The organism is Rhizobium sp. KNZ14-9A, assembly GCF_056755015.1.
This window is the reverse complement of sequence record NZ_JBPGXB010000004.1, coordinates 184352-201920: the sequence shown is the minus strand read 5'-3', so window position 1 is coordinate 201920 and position 17569 is coordinate 184352. Positions and strand designations below refer to the sequence as shown.

General features: G+C 59.8%; 13 protein-coding genes and 2 pseudogenes. 12 read left to right on the top strand and 3 right to left on the bottom strand.

Going from position 1 to position 17569, the window contains the following annotated elements; translation table 11 throughout:
- The first annotated feature begins 23 nt into the window (after positions 1–23).
- Genes ACR9ZQ_RS31395 through ACR9ZQ_RS31380 form a run of 4 tightly spaced genes read left to right on the top strand, consistent with a single transcriptional unit; the run spans position 24 to position 2645 of the window.
- Entirely contained in the window at positions 24–668 is a 645-nt protein-coding gene (locus ACR9ZQ_RS31395; RefSeq protein WP_481429586.1) for a lysophospholipid acyltransferase family protein, read from the top strand.
- On the top strand, positions 665–1612 hold the full coding sequence (locus ACR9ZQ_RS31390; RefSeq protein WP_481429585.1) for a phosphatidate cytidylyltransferase: 948 nt from the start codon (positions 665–667) through the stop codon (positions 1610–1612). Before ACR9ZQ_RS31395 ends, ACR9ZQ_RS31390 begins: the two co-directional genes overlap by 4 nt.
- A complete protein-coding gene (locus ACR9ZQ_RS31385; RefSeq protein WP_481429584.1) occupies positions 1612–2007 on the top strand; it encodes a hypothetical protein in 396 nt (131 codons plus the stop codon). The genes ACR9ZQ_RS31390 and ACR9ZQ_RS31385 overlap by 1 nt, the downstream gene beginning before the upstream one ends.
- Entirely contained in the window at positions 2004–2645 is a 642-nt protein-coding gene (locus ACR9ZQ_RS31380) for a CDP-alcohol phosphatidyltransferase family protein (protein ID WP_481429583.1), read from the top strand. Before ACR9ZQ_RS31385 ends, ACR9ZQ_RS31380 begins: the two co-directional genes overlap by 4 nt.
- A gap of 276 nt (positions 2646–2921) precedes the next feature.
- On the opposite strand, the gene ACR9ZQ_RS31375 is transcribed toward ACR9ZQ_RS31380, so the two are convergent.
- Entirely contained in the window at positions 2922–4247 is a 1326-nt protein-coding gene (locus tag ACR9ZQ_RS31375) for an acetyl-CoA hydrolase/transferase family protein (RefSeq protein ID WP_481429582.1), read from the bottom strand.
- A 498-nt stretch (positions 4248–4745) separates the two neighbouring features.
- Between ACR9ZQ_RS31375 and ACR9ZQ_RS31370 the strand changes: the two are divergent.
- The 7 genes and pseudogenes from ACR9ZQ_RS31370 to ACR9ZQ_RS31340 all read left to right on the top strand — a co-directional run bounded on the left by ACR9ZQ_RS31370 (position 4746) and on the right by ACR9ZQ_RS31340 (position 13600).
- A pseudogene (locus tag ACR9ZQ_RS31370) lies at positions 4746–5050 on the top strand (hypothetical protein).
- 484 nt (positions 5051–5534) lie between these two features.
- Positions 5535–7490, top strand: coding sequence for an SARP family transcriptional regulator (locus tag ACR9ZQ_RS31365; RefSeq protein ID WP_481429581.1), 1956 nt, complete (start codon positions 5535–5537; stop codon positions 7488–7490).
- Between the two features lie 42 nt (positions 7491–7532).
- Positions 7533–8561, top strand: a complete 1029-nt coding sequence (locus tag ACR9ZQ_RS31360) for a phosphatase PAP2 family protein (protein WP_481429580.1) — start codon at positions 7533–7535, stop codon at positions 8559–8561.
- A gap of 33 nt (positions 8562–8594) precedes the next feature.
- Entirely contained in the window at positions 8595–10289 is a 1695-nt protein-coding gene (locus tag ACR9ZQ_RS31355) for a S8 family serine peptidase (RefSeq protein ID WP_481429579.1), read from the top strand.
- 205 nt (positions 10290–10494) lie between these two features.
- Positions 10495–11976 (top strand): aKG-HExxH-type peptide beta-hydroxylase, encoded by a 1482-nt coding sequence (locus tag ACR9ZQ_RS31350; protein WP_481429578.1) that lies wholly within the window; start codon positions 10495–10497, stop codon positions 11974–11976.
- Positions 11976–12596: pseudogene (locus ACR9ZQ_RS31345) on the top strand (ThiF family adenylyltransferase); the annotation flags it as partial. The gene ACR9ZQ_RS31350 and the pseudogene ACR9ZQ_RS31345, both read left to right, overlap by 1 nt.
- A 530-nt stretch (positions 12597–13126) precedes the next feature.
- The gene (locus ACR9ZQ_RS31340; protein WP_481429577.1) at positions 13127–13600 is read left to right on the top strand and encodes a DUF982 domain-containing protein; all 474 of its coding nucleotides are present in this window, start codon (positions 13127–13129) and stop codon (positions 13598–13600) included.
- A gap of 29 nt (positions 13601–13629) precedes the next feature.
- Here ACR9ZQ_RS31340 and ACR9ZQ_RS31335 read toward each other — a convergent pair whose 3' ends face one another.
- Positions 13630–14490 carry a helix-turn-helix domain-containing protein gene (locus ACR9ZQ_RS31335; RefSeq protein WP_477924132.1) on the bottom strand — a complete coding sequence of 287 codons (861 nt, stop codon included), beginning with the start codon at positions 14488–14490 and terminating at the stop codon, positions 13630–13632.
- 135 nt (positions 14491–14625) lie between these two features.
- On the opposite strand from ACR9ZQ_RS31335, the gene ACR9ZQ_RS31330 reads away from it, so the two are divergent.
- Entirely contained in the window at positions 14626–15474 is an 849-nt protein-coding gene (locus ACR9ZQ_RS31330) for an N-acyl homoserine lactonase family protein (RefSeq protein ID WP_481429576.1), read from the top strand.
- A 267-nt stretch (positions 15475–15741) separates the two neighbouring features.
- Here ACR9ZQ_RS31330 and atzF read toward each other — a convergent pair whose 3' ends face one another.
- Positions 15742–17568, bottom strand: a complete 1827-nt coding sequence (gene atzF / locus ACR9ZQ_RS31325; RefSeq protein WP_481429575.1) for an allophanate hydrolase — start codon at positions 17566–17568, stop codon at positions 15742–15744.
- Between the last annotated feature and the right edge of the window lies 1 nt (position 17569).

Below are 17569 nucleotides of genomic sequence, written 5' to 3'. Positions count from 1 at the left end.
GGCTAACATCAACAGAGTGATGAATGAAGGCTTTGCCTACAAAGGCCGCGGCGACGGTAATCGTACTGTTCGCACGCGCGGTCACGGCGGTCCGCGCCGTGTGGCCCGAGGGAGGGCTGCCTTCCCGACCCTGCGTTTATTATGCCAACCACTCCAGCCATGGTGATTTCGTTCTGGTCTGGACGGTATTGCCGCCCAGACTGCGCCATCGAGCCCGTCCGGTCGCCGGAGCCGAATACTGGTTGAAGTCCTGGCTCAATCGCTTCATCGGCAGAGATGTCTTCAATGCGGTGCTAATCGCGAGGGATCGGGACAAGCGGACGGAAGACCCCGTCACTCAGATGGCCTCGGCCATCGATGCCGGTTCGTCCCTCATTCTCTTCCCGGAGGGAACACGAAACCAGTCCGATGCAAGGCTCCTCCCGTTCAAAAGCGGCATTTTCCATCTGGCTGTGGCGCGCCCTGATGTCGATCTCGTGCCGGTCTGGATCAGTAATCTGAACCGCGTCATGCCAAAAGGTGAGATCGTTCCGATACCGCTGATCTGTACAGTTACCTTCGGCAGCGCTTTGCAGATCGCGCCGGGCGAAGACAAGGATGTTTTTCTCGAACGGATGCAGGCCGCTCTCCTGGCACTGTCTCCGAACACTGTAGGCGGTGGGGAATGAGTGGCGCGAATTCCGATCTTATGACGCTCGTGGCCGGGATCTTCGGCGTACTCATCGTTGCGTCAGTCATCGGTTACATATTACAGCAACGCCTCTCGCCGAACGGTTCGAATGCGGCTGTCGAAAACCTCAACGCGCGGATCAAGGCGTGGTGGGTCATGGTCTTCCTGATCGGCATTGCTTTCATAGCAGGCCGTGTCGGCGTTCTGATCCTGTTCGGCTTTTGCTCATTCGCCGCGCTTCGCGAATTCGTAACCCTCATCAATACAAGAAGAGCGGATCACTGGGCGCTTGCGGCAGCCTTCTTCGTCGTCGTTCCGATCCAGTATTTTCTGCTCTGGGCTGAACAATACGGCATCTTCTCGATCTTCATCCCGGTCTATGCCTTCCTGCTCATGCCGATCATCTCGGTACTCCGAGGCGACACGGAGCGCTTTCTCGTTCGCATCGCGGAAGTACAGTGGGCCCTGATGATCTGCGTCTTCTGCGCCTCCCATGTGCCGGCGCTGCTGACCTTGAAGATACCGGGATATGAGGGCCGCAATGTGCTGCTGATCGCCTTTCTGGTGATCGTCGTCCAGCTCAGCGATGTCCTGCAATATGTCTGGGGCAAACTCTTCGGACGCACCAAGATTGCTCCAAGACTGTCGCCCTCGAAAACCGTCGAGGGCTTTGTCGGCGGGATCATCAGCGCGACGCTGATTGGAACGGGCCTCTGGTGGATTACACCATTCGCACCGCTTCAGGCAGGGCTTCTCGCCTTGGTCATCACGCTGATGGGCTTCTTCGGTGGCCTGGTGATGTCGGCCATCAAACGCGACCGCGGCGTCAAGGACTGGGGCAATCTCATCGAAGGCCATGGCGGATTGATCGATAGGCTGGATTCCGTCGTCTTCTCGGCACCCATCTTCTTCCATCTGACCCGCTACTGGTGGTCGCTCTGATGCCCGTTGTGCTGCAACGTCTTTTGCGCAGCGGCGTGGTACACGTCCTGTTCGCTTTTCTGGCGATGGGCAGCTGGGCCATTTTCGCCAACCGCGCTCATCTTATGCCGGCGCCGCTCCTTGCCGGCCTTGTGCAGGGGACGATATCGGCCTGCCTGACGCTTTTCCTGAAATCGGTAATCGACTGGCTTTCCAGCCGCTTCAGCGGTTCAACACGATTTTGGGCGCCGCCGCTGATTGCCTGCCTTGGCTCGGCCAGCATTCTCGTGGCTATCCACGCGGCGAGCGGCACACCGGAGATACTCCGGACCATCGCGCTTCCGCTGCTGGTGTCGACGATTTATGCAGCGATCTACAATTATTCGATCTCCGCAAGACGAGGTTTCGACACATGATGGAGACAGGAGACAGGAGACCTCTGGCAAGCCGCAATACCCGCTGGGCGGGCGCAATTGCCCGATGGATGGCCGCGCGGGCCATCACGCCGAACCAGATCTCGCAAGCCAGCATGCTGGCGGCAGCAATCGCCGGCTGCACTTTCTATCTGGCGGGACAGACAACGGGTTTGCCACGTGCCGGCTACCTGCTGCTGGCCGTTCTATTCTGCCAGGCGCGCCTTCTTTGTAATCTGTTCGATGGCATGGTCGCCGTCGAAGGCGGAAAGGGAGAGGCTGACGGTCCCTTCTGGAACGAGTTTCCAGATCGCATCGCCGACCTGATGATATTCGCCGGCGTCGGGTACGGCATCGACATGCCGGGGCTCGGCTGGGCGGCGGGAGCCTTCGCCGTGCTGACAGCCTATGTCCGGGAACTCGGCCGCGCCACCGGCACTCCCAGCGATTTCTCCGGCCCGATGGCCAAGCAGCACCGGATGGCGACGATCACGGCGGCGGGATTGGCATCCCTTCTCGAGCCATTGTGGGATGGGCAAAACCAGATCCTGACGATCGGTCTCTGCGTAATAGCGGTGGGAGCAGCCCTTACAACGATCCGCCGCTCGAAAACATTGGTAACACGCCTCAAGCATCGCTGACGAGGTGGTCATAGGGTCGACGCCAAGATCCCAGGGGAGGAAGTGGACAAGTCAAAAGGTGACGCTGTCCGACGAGTCGACGTCTTCGCTCGCTCGCAGAGGAAGGACGGACCATGCCGGTCGTGATGCATGAAATGGCTTTCACGCATGAGGTCTCCAACAAAGTCGTTGTTCTCCACAAGGGCAAATCGAAGAAGAAGGCGAGCCCGGGCAGATGTTTGCATCTCCGAAATCCTTGCGATTCAATCAGTTTTTAGCCGCCGAACGACGTTAGAATTAGCAAAGCCCTGCCCCGCGCGCTGCCCGGTCCAGCTCCTCGCGAAAATCGGGGTGGGCCAGCCCGATCAGCGCCCTTGCCCGCTCAGCCACGGACTTGCCCTTAAGGTTCGCCCACCCATACTCCGTAACGACGATATGCGTGTCGTTGCGCGATGTTGTCACTGGTCCGGTCAGCGTCGGAACGATGCGCGAGAGCGTGCCTTTCGCCGCGGTGGAATGACAGGCGATGATCGATCGTCCCCCGCGCGAGGCATAAGCGCCGCGCACGAAATCAACCTGGCCGCCGGACGCACTGAACTGCCTCCCGTTCACGAACTCGGAATTGCACGCGCCGTTCAAATCGACCTGCAGCGTCGCGTTGACCGACACCACCCGATCATTCTGCGCGATGATGAAGGGATTGTTCACATAATCGACTGGGTAGGCCTCAACTGCCGGGTTGTTGTTCAGGAAGTCGTAAAGGGCTTGATCTCCGAGCGCAAAAGTGAAGATAGACCGCCCGGCATGTATCTGCTTGCGACTGTTGTCGACCACGCCCGCCGTGACCAGCCTTGCGAGGCCCGGCGTCATCATTTCCGTATGAATGCCGAGGTGGCGATGCTGTGAAAGCCCCGAGCACACCGCATCAGGCAAAGCGCCGATACCCATTTGCAGGCAGTCGCCATCTTCCACCAGGTCCGCAATGATCGCCCCGATGGCATCATCCACCTCATTACGCTCAGCGGCGAGCAACACGGGCAGGCTGACATCGTTTTCAACCAGCGCTGTCACGCTTGAAACAGGAATCATGCAATCACCCCGCACATAGGGCATATTGCTGTTGACCTCGAGGATCAGGCGAAGTCCGGGCTTTCGCGATACCGTGAGCGCATAGTCGGTACTGGCGCCAAGGCTGAAATTGCCATCGGCGTCCATCGGTGAGACGGTTGCAATCAACGTGTCCACACCGACATGTTCGACCATTGAGCGCGGCACCTGGCTGAAATGACAGGGTACCAGGTCGACCGCGGGCAGCGCCTCCGCCAATCTCCTCTTGTCGAGCGCACGCTCGACACCTCCATGAAAGTAGCTCATTGGGACGATCAGGTCGCGCAGCTCGAAATCGAATACACTAGTGCCGGCGACGCCAGTGCAAAGAAGATAGTAGAGCCGCACATTTTCGACAGCTCCCGCGCGAGCCCGTTCGGCAAGCGCCGCGAGGATAGCGGGCGGCTGACCGGCAGCCAGTGGCATCGCGACCTTCGCGCCGGACGGAACCATCGTGACCGCCGTGTTTGCAGATGTCAGCCGTTCGCGATACAGCCTCTGATGGATCGTCGTCATTGGGCCCTCCTCCCAGTGCACATTTCAGAACAATTCAGTATCCAGTGCCATGCTCACAAAGTTATCGGCATTTGCGACCGGTGCAGGCGCTTTCGTCTGCTACAGAACACTCTTTAAAAAGCGCCGAGCGCGTATTTTTTGCAAGGCTGGACGCAACGACGCCGCCCTCGAGCGAGCCTTCCTCGGTGCTGTTTTGGTCGCAGCTTTCGAGCACACGCAGCGGCACCCTCGCAAAGCCGCACCTACTGCCAGAATTCTGATCAGCTATGGGAAGCGTCCTAACCGCCCGAGGCGAGGGTCGGCGGTCGATGTCCAATATAAGCCCGGCGCCTCCGCAGACCATGGAAGCCGAAATTGACGACCGTCCCGCCAACGCCGACTACGGGTCAACCATCGCGATGGTCGTCAATCGAGAGGATGGTTTGTATGTAGTTTGAGTTGACCGACCTCGATCGCTAGACGACAGTTGCAACTTGCAGCAAGGCAGGAGGAAATGCGATGGACGAGCCAGACCGGTGGCGCCATATGGAAAGCGCCCCGAAAGACGGGAGTCGGATCTTGGTCACGATCCGCTCGTCCGAACAGGGACCGGCAGAAGTTGACCTCGCGTATTGGTCGAACGGCGATCAGTTCGGTGGAGAGGGCTGGCGCGCCTCTGATTCCTCCCCGGACACATCATCGAATATGCTGAGCCGGAATTGAAGTGTTGGATGCCGATGCCCGCGGCAAACCGCAGCCGCAGCTCGATGCCCTCGCCCTGGGAAGGCGACGACACTGAGCAGCTCGACGGGTCGGGGATTTAAGAACTCGCGCTGAACGACAATGGTTTCTGCCTCCGCATAAGAGGTCCAGATTGCCGTCGACTGCAACAGGGATTCCGCCTGCGGCTCGCATCGGTCCAGCCTGCGAAGGCGCAACGGCAAACCGATGTTAACACGTGCCATCTCCCGCGAAGATTGACGCGCTCCGCTTCGGTGTGTGGCGTCCCGGTGGTCAACTGTTTGTTTCGACCATGTTGAAATGATCATAGAGCGCAATCGCTCTTCAAATCGCGCACCGCTTCACAAACCTTCTTGGCCGCTGCCTGCACCTGCGCATCTCAATCCGACAGAGCTGAACATAGTCGTATTTTTCCCAAGATCGATCCCGCTATTCTCTGGGAATAGTTGGCAGCCTTTGGCGACGCCTGCAAAGTGACGTCGCCTAAACAACATTCCTTTGACGCTGCTTTGACGGTGGGGTGCTACGGCCAGTTTGCGAAGTTATGCAGAGGGATTTCAGCCGGTTATGCTTCAGTTCAACCATCGCCAAAGTATCGATTTGCCTTTTGGAGTTCCGGTTTCCCTTATCGGTTGCTTGCCAGACGCCGCAGTTGTGGCAGACTGGCCTGCGCATGCTAGGTCTTCGAGCTGCCAAACCAGCACATCGGAGGCAACGGGGGCGGGGCCGGTGGATTGCATGGACAAGGAGCAAAATCCGTTTCGGATGTTCCTGCTCGGGCCTTTCGCCCTTGTGGACGCTGGAGGTCGGTCGGTTACTCCGAAATCAAAAAAGGCCCAGGCTCTTCTGGCGATGCTTGCATTGTCCGCCCGTGGCTCGCGCTCGAGAATCTGGCTTAGGGACAAATTGTGGAGCGATCGCTCTGACGACCAGGCGGCAGCTAGTCTGCGCCAGGCTCTTTTCGACATTCACAAGACTCTGGGGCCAGCACGTAATCTCTTAATTACGGATAAGAATACCGTTTGGCTGGATATGGATCAACTCGTACTCGACACCGACCTGGTGGTTCGGGCGGAGCGGTCCGCGGATCAAATCACTGATGAATTGCTCGAAGGTATCGACATCCGCGATCCGGAATTCGAGGACTGGTTAGCGCTGGAACGGCAGAACTGGTATCGCCGGCTCGATGAAGGACAAGTCCATGATGTATTCGAGCCGCGACAGCAGCCGAGCCGCGATATCGCCAAACATTCAGCGCTGCTGCCGCTGACAGGCGCCCCGGATGTGCCGAGGCCAGGCAAACCCACGGAAACCACCGGCAGCGGCCCAAATCCGCGGCGAGCTTCCGGTGACTGGCGATGGGTGATGGCGCTTCAGTCACCCATCGTGGTGGGCGCTGGAGAGGGCGGACAAATTGCTGCGGCACGATTCCAGAATCTCATTGCAAAAGCCGTCATCGACGGGCTGGCCATTGGCGTCACCGACCTCTCCTTCACCCTGCCGGATATTGAAGAGAGTGAACAGCAAATCAGCCTTCCGATATGCCTACAGCTTCGCGTGACGTTTGACGGTGACATGGTGCTGATCGAACTGGTGATGAAGCACCTGATCAACAACCGCATTCATTGGCTGGGCAGTCAGGCAATCAACCGCACGCAGTTCGAGCGGGGCGAGTTCGGCACCGCCGCTGCGCTGATCAGCCAGGCCATCGATCAGTTGGCCTATTTCCAGGAGACCCAGGCAAACGACAGCCGATTGTCGCAAGACGGTCTCCTGATCGACGCTGTCAATGCGATCTTTCGGCTGTCGCGCAGCGATCTTGATAACGCCGAGCGGCGCCTGGAAGAACAGATCCAGTATCAACCGCGGTCATCGGCTTTTGCCTGGCTGTCGTTCATCCGGACTTTCCAGGTCGGCCAACGTTTCAATGCGCTCGACGCGCATCTGATCGAGGAGGCCCAGGCCTATGCGCGCAAGGCGCTGGAACTCGATCCGCAGAATTCCGTGTCGCTCGCACTCGTCGGCCACGTCCATTCGTTCCTGTTCTGCGAATATGACTATGCGGCCAACCTGTTCGAAAAATCGATCCGCCTGAACCCGGCCCTGCCGCTCAGTTGGGATCTCTACGCCATGCTTCATTGCTATGCAGGCCAGCCCGACAAGGCTGTGGCCATGGCGCGTTGGGTGCAGGAGCTCGGCGTCTACAGCCCGCATAAATATTACTTCGATACGACCAAATGCATTGCAGCGGCGCTTGCAAGCGATCATGCCACGGCCATAGCTGCAGGCGAAGAGGCCCTGCGGGCACGGCCGAACTTCAACAGCCTGCTGCGCTATCTTGCCTCCAGCCATGCCCATTCCGACGATCTCGGCGGCGCGCGCCATTACCTGCAGCGGCTTGAGGCGGCCGAAGGCGGCTTCTCCATCAATGCCTTTCGCGGCAGCGGCTATCCGCTGCTCAACACAGGTGGCGGCCAGATCTTGATCGACGGCCTGCTCAAGGCGGGCGCTAAGCTGCGCTGAACCCCGGACAATTTCTTCAGAACTTCGCGCAAGGAGGCTGCAATGGAAGCGGACACTACCCCGGAACCACAATCAAAAATTGTTTCATTTCTAGACAGTTATAAATTCAGGATTGAGCCGGATACGGTTCTTCCATGCGAACCGAGGGGCGATGCGATCGCTAATCCCCTCGCCGCCGCATCGCTGGCTGCGCCTGATGCAGCCTCCGAACCTGCACTTTTCTTCGGCACGGATGAAGATGCATCTCCCATGGCCGGGCCCATGATGGCGACGATGGCCGTAGCCTCGGTCCTCAACAAGAGCGTCGCGAACAAGTCGGTGCTCAACAAGGCGTCACTGAACAAAAACAAGAATAAAAATAAGAACAAAAACAAGAACAAGTCGACGATGGACGGCGCCAGCCTCGGCGTGTCGCAACTTATCCCCTCCTTCGAACTGCGCAGGCTGCACCAGCAGCCGTCACGCAACGCCTATACCGCGGCGCGACGCTTCACCTGGGAAATGCTGGATATACTTCCGCCGCCCGGCCCGGATTATACCCGCCTCGAGACGACGGTGCTGCTTTCCATGCAGCGCCGCGACCGCGAACGTGTGCGGCGCCTGCCCGACATCCAGATCGAAGCGACGATCTCCGTGGCGGAATTCACCCGCGCACTGCATATCGAGGATCTCGGGGGCTTCGAGCAGACGGAAGGCCTTTTGCAGGCGATCCTGACGGCCTGCGAATATGTCGGGCTGATCTACAAAAGCCAGTTTAACCGGCTGCGGCCACACCAGTTCGAGCCCATGCTGCGGCCGCTACTGGCCGTGCCTGGCCACGAGTCCTATCCCAGCAACCACTCGTTCCAGTGCTTTTCTATCGCCTTCGCGTTCTCGACGATCCTGCCGGAACATCCGGCCACCGACGAGCTTGCCCGCATCGCCCAGAACGTCGCCGAAAACCGCGAATGGGCCGGCCTGCACTATCCGAGCGACACGCAGGCGGGGCGAGATCTCGCCCGACGCTTCGCTCCTTACCTCCACGACGCGTTCGGTCCTCTGTTCCAGGCCGTACACGACGAATGGGTCTGAATTCGCCAGCTGCTGCTCAATAGGATGACAACCATGACGGATCAAACACAAATGCCTGAGCCCGCGCCGATCGACTACTATTATCTCTGGCACCTGACTGCCCTAGGCGTCGTCGACGCGGAATATGGATCGGCTCCGCCTGCTCCACCGGCACTCGATGCGAGCGCCGCACGCGCGCTCCCCGATCCCCTTATCACCGGCACGGTCTGGGATGCCATCGCTTCCGCCGGCCCGTTGCAACCGGCACGGGTCGCGCTGATCGATGTCGGCGTATCTCCGGATCATCCCAATCTGGCAACCCGGCTTGACCGGGAAGCGTCAATCGATTTGACGACCCATCGTTACGGCGCGCGCGTGCTCGAAGTTCTCGATACGACCACGTCCTTTGACCGTGAGGAAAGGCATGCCTTCTTTGCCGGGCTCAACATCGCTCCGCTCGGCAATATCGGCCTTTCGAATGACGACCGGGACTATCTCAGTGACCTGGTTGCCGAATATGCCGCGTCGGAGGGGGTTCTCCGGCGGCTCTACAATCCGGAATCGCTATTCGCATCGCATGGTACCTGCTGCGCGGGGCTGATTGTCGGCGAACCCGCCGTTGTTGCGGAAGAAGGCACAGCAAGCCTCCCGCCGGAAGGAGCCTTCTACGGGAATGGTGACGAGCTGCGCACGAGCGGCAATCGCAATGTCATCCCCTATTTCGGCGTTGATCCTTTCTCGAGGCTCATCTCGATCAGAACGTCCTTCGAAGACGATGTCAGGCAGTTCATTGCGGCTTTTCTTTATGCCTATCATCAGAAAGCGGACGTGATCGTCTTGCCGCGCGGTCTTCCTGACCCCAAACGCAGCATTGTCGATCCGAAGAACGAGCTGAAGGCGGACCTGGAGCTATGGAAAAACCAGGATGCCGCCAATCTGTTCACGCGTATTGCCGTTGCTGATCAGGGTGGGCCTGAACTGGAGCCGAAAGCCGCGCAGGAAGGATCCAATCCGGATCGCCCGTGGCATATCCTCAAGCAACTCATCCTCGCCATCAGCCGGCACATCCCGATTGTCTGCGCCGCAGGAAACAGTGGCGAAAGCCAGTTGATCTATCCGGCAAGTCTTGCCGCCGATAACAACGGCATCATTGCTGTTGGGGCCGTTACCGTCGAAGGTTTCCGTTCGGGTTACAGCAATTACGGCGAAGGATTAACGGTTGTCTCCCCCTCTGACGATGGTGAGGTCTTCAACAGGCATCAGTTGCGCCTCGACCGGCTTTCTCCATTTGCGGCGCAGCACGACTACGGCACTTTTCGAGCGCGGGAATACTACTATTCGCACTTCTCGCTGCTGACGACGGACCTGTCGGGGATTTTCGGCTATAATCATGGCTCCGATCCGTGGTCTGCCATCGTGCCGTTCGGAATCAATCCGGGCATCGGGGGCGGATACTATACCACTTTCGGGGGCACCTCCGGCGCGTCGGCGCAGGTGGGTGGGCTATGCGCCCTGATACAGCGGGCCCACAAGAGCCGCCACAATCCCGGTGACCGCCTTTCGGGGCCTCACGTGAAGTCCATTCTGAAGGCCGCGTCCCGCCTGGACGCCATTGTCGCGCCCGGAACGAGGAAACTGACGGCGGATTGCATGAATGCCGAAAGCGAGGACGCGCTCGATATGGCCTATTTCTTTGGTTCGGGCCTGCCGAACGCGCGGGCGGCAGTACAGGCAGCTCTTGCCATCTGAACCTCGGCGGTGCGTTTTCCATAATTCGAAGCCTCCTCTGTCGAGGGGGCTTTTTCTTTGTTTAGGCCCTTTTTACGGATTTTTAACGCGGTACTGGCGGGCAAATGACGCCCTTGGGCAATAGTGCCTCTCAACAGACGACGCACACCGTCCCGATGCCGGACGAAGCGGCCCCAACCGGGGCATCTTCACCCGAGATGCAACCTTGATCCGCCCGAAGACAAACTCACGGAGGCTGTTGATGTCCGCGACCCGCATTCAACAATTGGCAGATGAGGCGCGCCACCTGCTCAAGGGCAATCCCTTGATGGCAAGTACCGTCTCCCGGCAGCGTGTCGCAACTCGCAACCTTTTGAAGCGACGCTTCCAATATGGCCGTACGCTCGCGGCGGTTTCGAAGTTCGCCGATTGTTCGGCCGGGGTAGAGGCGCTGGCGGGACATTTTCCCGACCTTGCAGATGGTGGATACGCTCGCCTGCTCGAGCTTTTGCCGGCGGTCGCCGGATCGGTCAGCACCGACCCTTACCGTTCATCCGTGCTTGCAGCCTGGATGGGAGGGCTCGCACGTAGTCTGGAATGGCGGGCGGGCGGCTCCGATGCGCAGATCGTCCGCCGCTATCTGCGGACGGATCTGATCGCAGCCGATCTTGAACTCGAACGTCAGCCGGCATGCCGGCTTTCCTGCGGCATTGGCCTCGTCCGCATCGAGAGCCCGGCGTGGAGCCATGTCATGCAAGCCCTCCTCCGCCAATCCATGCCGGACTACCCCGGTCCCGACGACCCCGTCACGGGCGAGGCCGAATTGGACCGCGTCGCCGACCATCTGGAGAAGGCCTTCTCCTTGATCGCGGAACTGGACGTAGGCAGCTATCAACGTCTGGTCGCCGGCCTGCACACGCTTCACGTCGGCGTGCGGCGTGAACCGTCGTGTTCCTTCTCAAGTTCGAACGAATTACCGGGTAGCGCGATGATCGCCCTTTCAAGAGAAAGATTGCGCGACGACGATCATGCCGCGACAGCGGCCCAACTGCTTCACGAGGCGGGGCATGTCCTGCTGGGGTTTTATACGACCTCGGCGGCGGCATCCCTGCCTGGCGAGTTCCGGTATATCTCCCCATACGAGAACGACCTACAGACGCTCGAGAGCATCCTGCATACGGCCTACGCCATTCCCTGGGAGTGTGCCTTCCGCATGGCATGCCTATCCGCCGAGGTGGATCCTGAGCACCGCGCCCTGAAAACGGCATTCATAATCGCCTATGCTGCGCGGCAAATCCCGCTCATCGATATCGCTCGGAAAGGAATCGAACGTCTCGGCGGCGATGTCCTCCTCGACCTCCCAGACATCGCCGCCATTCCTTCCTGGAGTGGCCGGATCCTATTCCTCGTGAGCCAGTTGCTTGCCGAAGAGCCCATTGCACACCGCCAGGCTCACCTTGCCGAGCGCCAACGAGTTCTCGATCGCCAAGCCTGGAACATCGGACAGGTGCTTCTGCGCGGCAAGGAGCCGATCGATCCGCGGATGGGTCAGCGAGAGATCGATGACAGCGGCGACAATGTCTGGCTCTGGTACGATGGCAGATTTCACGTGATCACGAAGGCTGCCGACCATGAAATGAGCAAGGATTACGGTCGCTGCGCCGAGACGACCCGTGTAACTGTGCCCAGCGAGATGGAGGCGATGTGATGGTCAATTCTCGGTCTAAACGATTGTCAGCGGCTGCCAGCGCGTCCGTCGATTTCCCGAACCCCTTCGCCCACAGCTTTGGGCGGAGCGGCAGAGGGGCTCTGTTCACCGGCAATAGTGCTGATGCTGTCGAGGAACAGAGCCCCAATGTTACCAGTGCTGCATTCGGCGCGTCGTCGTGGGCATCCGATATGCGGGCGGAGAACGAATATGTCTCCGCAGCAATCGATCACCACGACACCTTCCTGACGCCTCTTTGCTATCGGCAACGCGACTTCGCGCGGTTTCGCGAAATCGACTTCGTCATCATCGGATGCGGCGGCGTCGGCTCGCAGATTGCCGTCCAGCTTGCGACCCTCGGCGCGCGCCATTTCCTTCTCGCGGATGCGGATCGTATCGGCGAGAATAACTTAAGCGACCTCCCTTGGGCGGGAAAAGCTGACCTCGGCTGTCTGAAGACAGACAAGCTGGCGACTTATCTGGCTGCACGTTTTTCTGCCAACGTCTTCGCACTGCCGGAAACTGCGGAAGGGGCTGCTGCGCTTCGGTTGATCGCAGACTATGCCGATAATCCGTTCGTCGTTCTCGCCGGCGAGGATTCCCTTTCGGTAGAGAAGTTCGTGGCAGCCGGTCGCGCATCGGCAGCCGGCATGCCCCCCTATTTGCAAGCGAGCCGCTACGGAGGCTATCGCAACACCAGTTCCGCTGTCGTGGTGCATGCCGTCTCGCAGATCGCTCAACAATGCCTTTCGAAACACTCTGCCTCGCCAGGACGCCGATGGATTGCCAACCTCAAAACCGATCAGGGCGAGCTCCGTTCTCCTTCCAAAAACCTCGCAAGTGGAGGCCCGTTCGTCGCTCCTGGAGGCGCCAAGAAGGAACCGGTCGAAATCGCTGATGCCATCAATCCGGCGGCGCCGCATTCACAGATGTGGTCACTCGCGCCATGTTCGCTCATCTACGATGCTGGCGAAACTGGCGGAATGAATAGTGAGCTGACGATATCAGAAGCTCTTCGCGATCCGCTGATCGCCATGGTGATGCGAGCCGACGGCGTAACCTGCGAAGAATTGAAGCAACTCCTGGAGACAGCAGCCCGTAAGGTCGAAACGAATCTGTCTGACGAAGTTCAGGAACAATGAGATTCGATATGATGACAAATTTCCCAACGATAATTCTTGCTTTTGCGGGAGGTAAAGATCGCAAGGTGATCCGTACCGCTCGCGAGGCTGCGCCACTGCTGCTGAATGAATGGCCCACCGACGATGGCGAGGAATTCTTCACGGCGGTGAGAATCTGTTTGGAGGTCCTTACCGGAAATACCGAACCCGAGAACTTGCACGAGGCAATCGTCCGCGCTGCATATGAAGCGGGTATTGCTGCGATCACGACTGATCACCGCCTAGGTATCCTCAGGATCTATCCGGTTACCGAGGTCCACCGCCCATGCGCCCCTCGCAATCCCGCTCCCGTCGAACCGCTTCCACAATTGCCATCAGGGCGCCGACCGCGGCAGCGAAAATGGTTGGGGCGATCCAAAAGGCATCGGGATGTTTCGAATGAAGGTGAAACTGCCCACGTATCTCTTCGCGACAACCGGAATGAGAAGGCCAAGATATTGTGATTTGCCGAAGCTCATCGACCTGCGCGAAGCTATGCTCGCCCTGTTGGGCTGGTCCCAAAACTCTCGCGAAACCGGCGGGAGAAGTGTGAGCGCGACACGTAGCCCGCAGCCTCGGCGGCGGCGATTGCCGTAGCGCCAGATGTGATTGCATGTTGCGCGGCCTTTAGTCGCTCGCGCCGCAAGATTGCGCGGAAGGACGTGCCGTCCGCGGCCAATCGACGTCGTAGCGTGGACGCTCCAATTCCGAGTTTTCCTGCGACATCAGAAACGTTCCAAGCCTCCGAAGGGGCCGTTGCGATCAGCCAGGCGATGTCGTCGGACAGGCTTTGTCTGAAGAGCGGTCGCGCCTCGGCAAGTGGCCGCAATAGCGCCAGTACCTCTGTCAGCCTCAGCCGTTTGATTGTTTCGCCGACGCTGACATCGGCGATCGTGGATGCTGCGTGGCAAATCGTCTCGACGAGATCGATGCTCAGCGGCACGGCGTCGAGATCGACTGCATTATGGGCGCGCTCCGCAACGGAGAGCGGTGGAATGCCCTCCGGCAGGAACGGCACATCGAGCCGCAACGCTGCGTAGACGCCGGTTTTATCGTCTGGAATGTTGACCACGTCCATCGGCACGCCACCGGGCAAGACGAAGAGCGAGCCGGCCGAAAAGGACCGGGTGCGATCGCCAAGCCACACGTCCTTTTGGCCATAGAGCACGACGCAGATCATCGGACAATCAAGGCGAAGAGCTGCCACCCGTTCGCGGTCGAAGCAGCAATAGGCGAAAAGCTGCCCGCCATAGGGATGCATCCCAACATCGAGCTTTCCCGCCACCATGGGGCGGAGTCGATCGAGCAGGCGTTGGGAAAGCTCGGAACGTCGGTCGCGGATCATCATGTTCATAAGCACAATCTATGAGAAGGCGCGGCAAGAAAAAATACCGCCGGTGAGCGTTTCGGGCCCAAGTGATCACAAATCTGGCGCATGCCGAGTGGCCAAGGGCGGCACAAGAAGGATCTTCAAGACAAGGAGACCTTCATGAAGACCTTCAAATTTGCGCTTGCCATCGGGGCAACGGTCGCATCGCTGTCCTTCGCTTCCACGCCGACACGCGCTGCTCCAGACCTTGAACTCTGGCGTCTCGACTGCGGCGACGTCATCGTCAAGGATTTATCGATGTTTTCCGACACCTTCGCTTTTGCCGGCAAGAAGGGCGAGCTGACGGATAGCTGCTACGTTATCCGCCACGGCGGCGACTACCTTCTTTGGGACACCGGGCTTCCCGCCGGCATCGTCGGCAAGGCACCCGATCAGAATGCGCCGATCGGCGTCTCGCTCAAAACCGACATCCCGACTCAGTTGAAACAGATCGGCATCAAACCGGAGCAAATCGCAACCGTCGGCATCAGCCACAACCATTTCGACCATCTCGGGCAGGCTGCGACCTTTTCGAAAGCCACGCTTATGATCGGCGCCGCCGATTGGCAGACTTTTCACGACAATCCTCCGCCCTTCGCGGTCGTACCAGATCTCGTCAAACCCTGGCTCGATGGCAAGGCGAAACTCGACCTCGTGACGGGTGACCGTGACGTCTTCGGCGACGGTTCCGTGATGATGCTGTCGATGCCTGGTCATACGAAAGGGGAAGCCGCCCTCCTGGTAAAGCTTGCAAAGATGGGGCCGGTCCTGTTGTCCGGCGATGTCGTGCATTTCGAGGATAATCTGGCCACCCACGGCGTGCCGGGTTTTAATGAAAACCGTGCCGACACGCTCGCATCGATGGAACGCCTCGAAGCGGTGGCAGCCGGGCTGAACGCAACGCTCGTCATCCAACACGATCCCACTCATATTTCTCGCCTGCCGGCCTTCCCCGAAAGCGCAAGATAAGCGACGCGATCGCCATCGGCACATAATCACAAATGCCACCGGCGTTGACATGCCGGTGGCAGCAACACGGTCGGGCTCGCCAACATCGTTCCCTTGGCAACCGGAGGCCGGCCATCCCTCCTTCACCTCCAGCGGTCTTTTCGGGCTCGAGGTGCTCGGCACTAACGCTCCTTTCGCCCTTTTTCATGCGCTTCATCGAAGCTCAATGTGCGATGGATCCGACGTTCGCATCACCATGGACCCGGCGAACAGGCCACTGGATCGTTTTCAGGCGCTTTGCGCGCAATAGGCACGCCAGCCGCCATAACCAGTGATATCCGGCTGGCCGGCGACGGCCGCACTTTCACAGAGAAAGCCGGTCACCTGCGAACCGTCGTCGAGCGTCAGCTTGCCAACGCCGAGCGGCGCGGGAATGCGACCGATGAAATCGCCGAAACCAGCAACCGGCAGCGCCCAAATTTCGACGACGACCGGCGCACCACCTTCGGCGCGGATCAGGCCCGGTTTGGCCGGAACAGTTCCAGTCAGCGCGTAGAGCCTGTAGTCGCTGCTGGTGGCGGTGGACCGGCGGAAAAAGCCGCCGCGTTCGACAAGTTCGTGGTTGAGCGGCATGCCGGAAAGATGGGCACCGACCACGGCGATCTCCCGATAGCCTTCCGGCAGCGGCTGTTCGACGACTTCCGGATACGGGTTGTCGAACTTGGCCAGCTTGAGGCCCGTTGCCTTGTGGAAGGCGGCGGCTATGCCGGCTGCGCGCGCCTCCTCGAAACCCGGCGCCAGGAACGTGACGCCGAGCGGCAGGCCGTCCTTGCGGAAGCCGTTGGGAACGGCAATACCGCAAAGCCCCATGAGATTGACGAAGTTCGTATAGATGCCGAGCTTGCTGTTCAGCTCGATCGGGTTCGCGGCGATCTCCTCCTTTGTGTAGATCGTCGGTGTCGTGGGCACCAGCAGAACGGCGATGTTCTTCCATACGGCGCGCGTTTCGCGCTTGAGTTCGGCGATGCGATGGATTGCCGCGAAGGTGTCGATGGCGCTGAAGTTGCCGGATTTCGAGAGGATCTGCCGCGTTACCGGATGGATTGCATCCCGATACTTCTCCAGCACGCTGTCGAGGCTGAGCGCGCGTTCGGAAATCCAGGGGCCGTCATAGAGAATGCGTTGCGTTTCCTCGAAGGGCGTGAAATCCACCTCGACCTTCTCGCCGCCCAAGGCGATCAGCCGTTCGACAGCTTCGCCGAATAGGCGCTCGGCTTCGGCGTCACCGAAGAAACGAAGCGCATCGCCGGCCGGCACGCCGAAACGGAAGTGCGGCGGCGGCGCGACGGGAGTGAGCTGCACCTCGTCGGCTTCCGGCTTCGAGAAGGGATAGGACGGGTCATAGCCCGCCATCAGCTTCAGCACGCTCATGCCGTCCTCGACCGTCAGCGAGAATACGGAGAGCGTTTCGATGGTCTTTACGCAGCCGCCGCCGGAAACACAGGCATTGCTGACCAGACCGGGCGTCGGCTTGACGCCCACGATGTTGTTGAAGCCTGCCGGTACGCGTCCCGAGCCGGCGGCATCGTTGGCGATGGAAAAACTCGAAAGACCGGCGGCCACGGAAACGCCCGAGCCCGAGCTCGACCCCCCGGAAATGTAACGCTCGTCGAAGACGGAGGAGCAGGCGCCATAGGGTGTGCGCATGCCCACCAGACCGATGCCGAACTGGTCCATATTGGTCTTGCCGATGAGAAGCGCGCCGGCCTCGAAAAGGCGGTCGAGCGCCTGGCCGGAGGAGCGGGCAACATAGGCGGCTTCCTTGAGCGCGTTCGTCGTCGGCAGGCCGACGATATCGTTGCAGTCCTTCACCGAGAAGGGGATTCCCCAGAGCGGTCGTCCATCATGGCCGGCGGCCTCCAGCTCGGCTGCGGCCTTGAGCGCGGTCGCGCGCGACACGAGATAGGTCCAGACGTGGTCGTCGCCGCGTGCTTCTATGCGGTCGTAGATGGCGTTGACGACGCGGGTCGGCGTCAGGCCACCGGTAGCATAAGCCTTGCCGAGCGTGGTGAGATCGAGGCTGCCTGTGGCGTCGGACCAGGTGAATTCTGACATG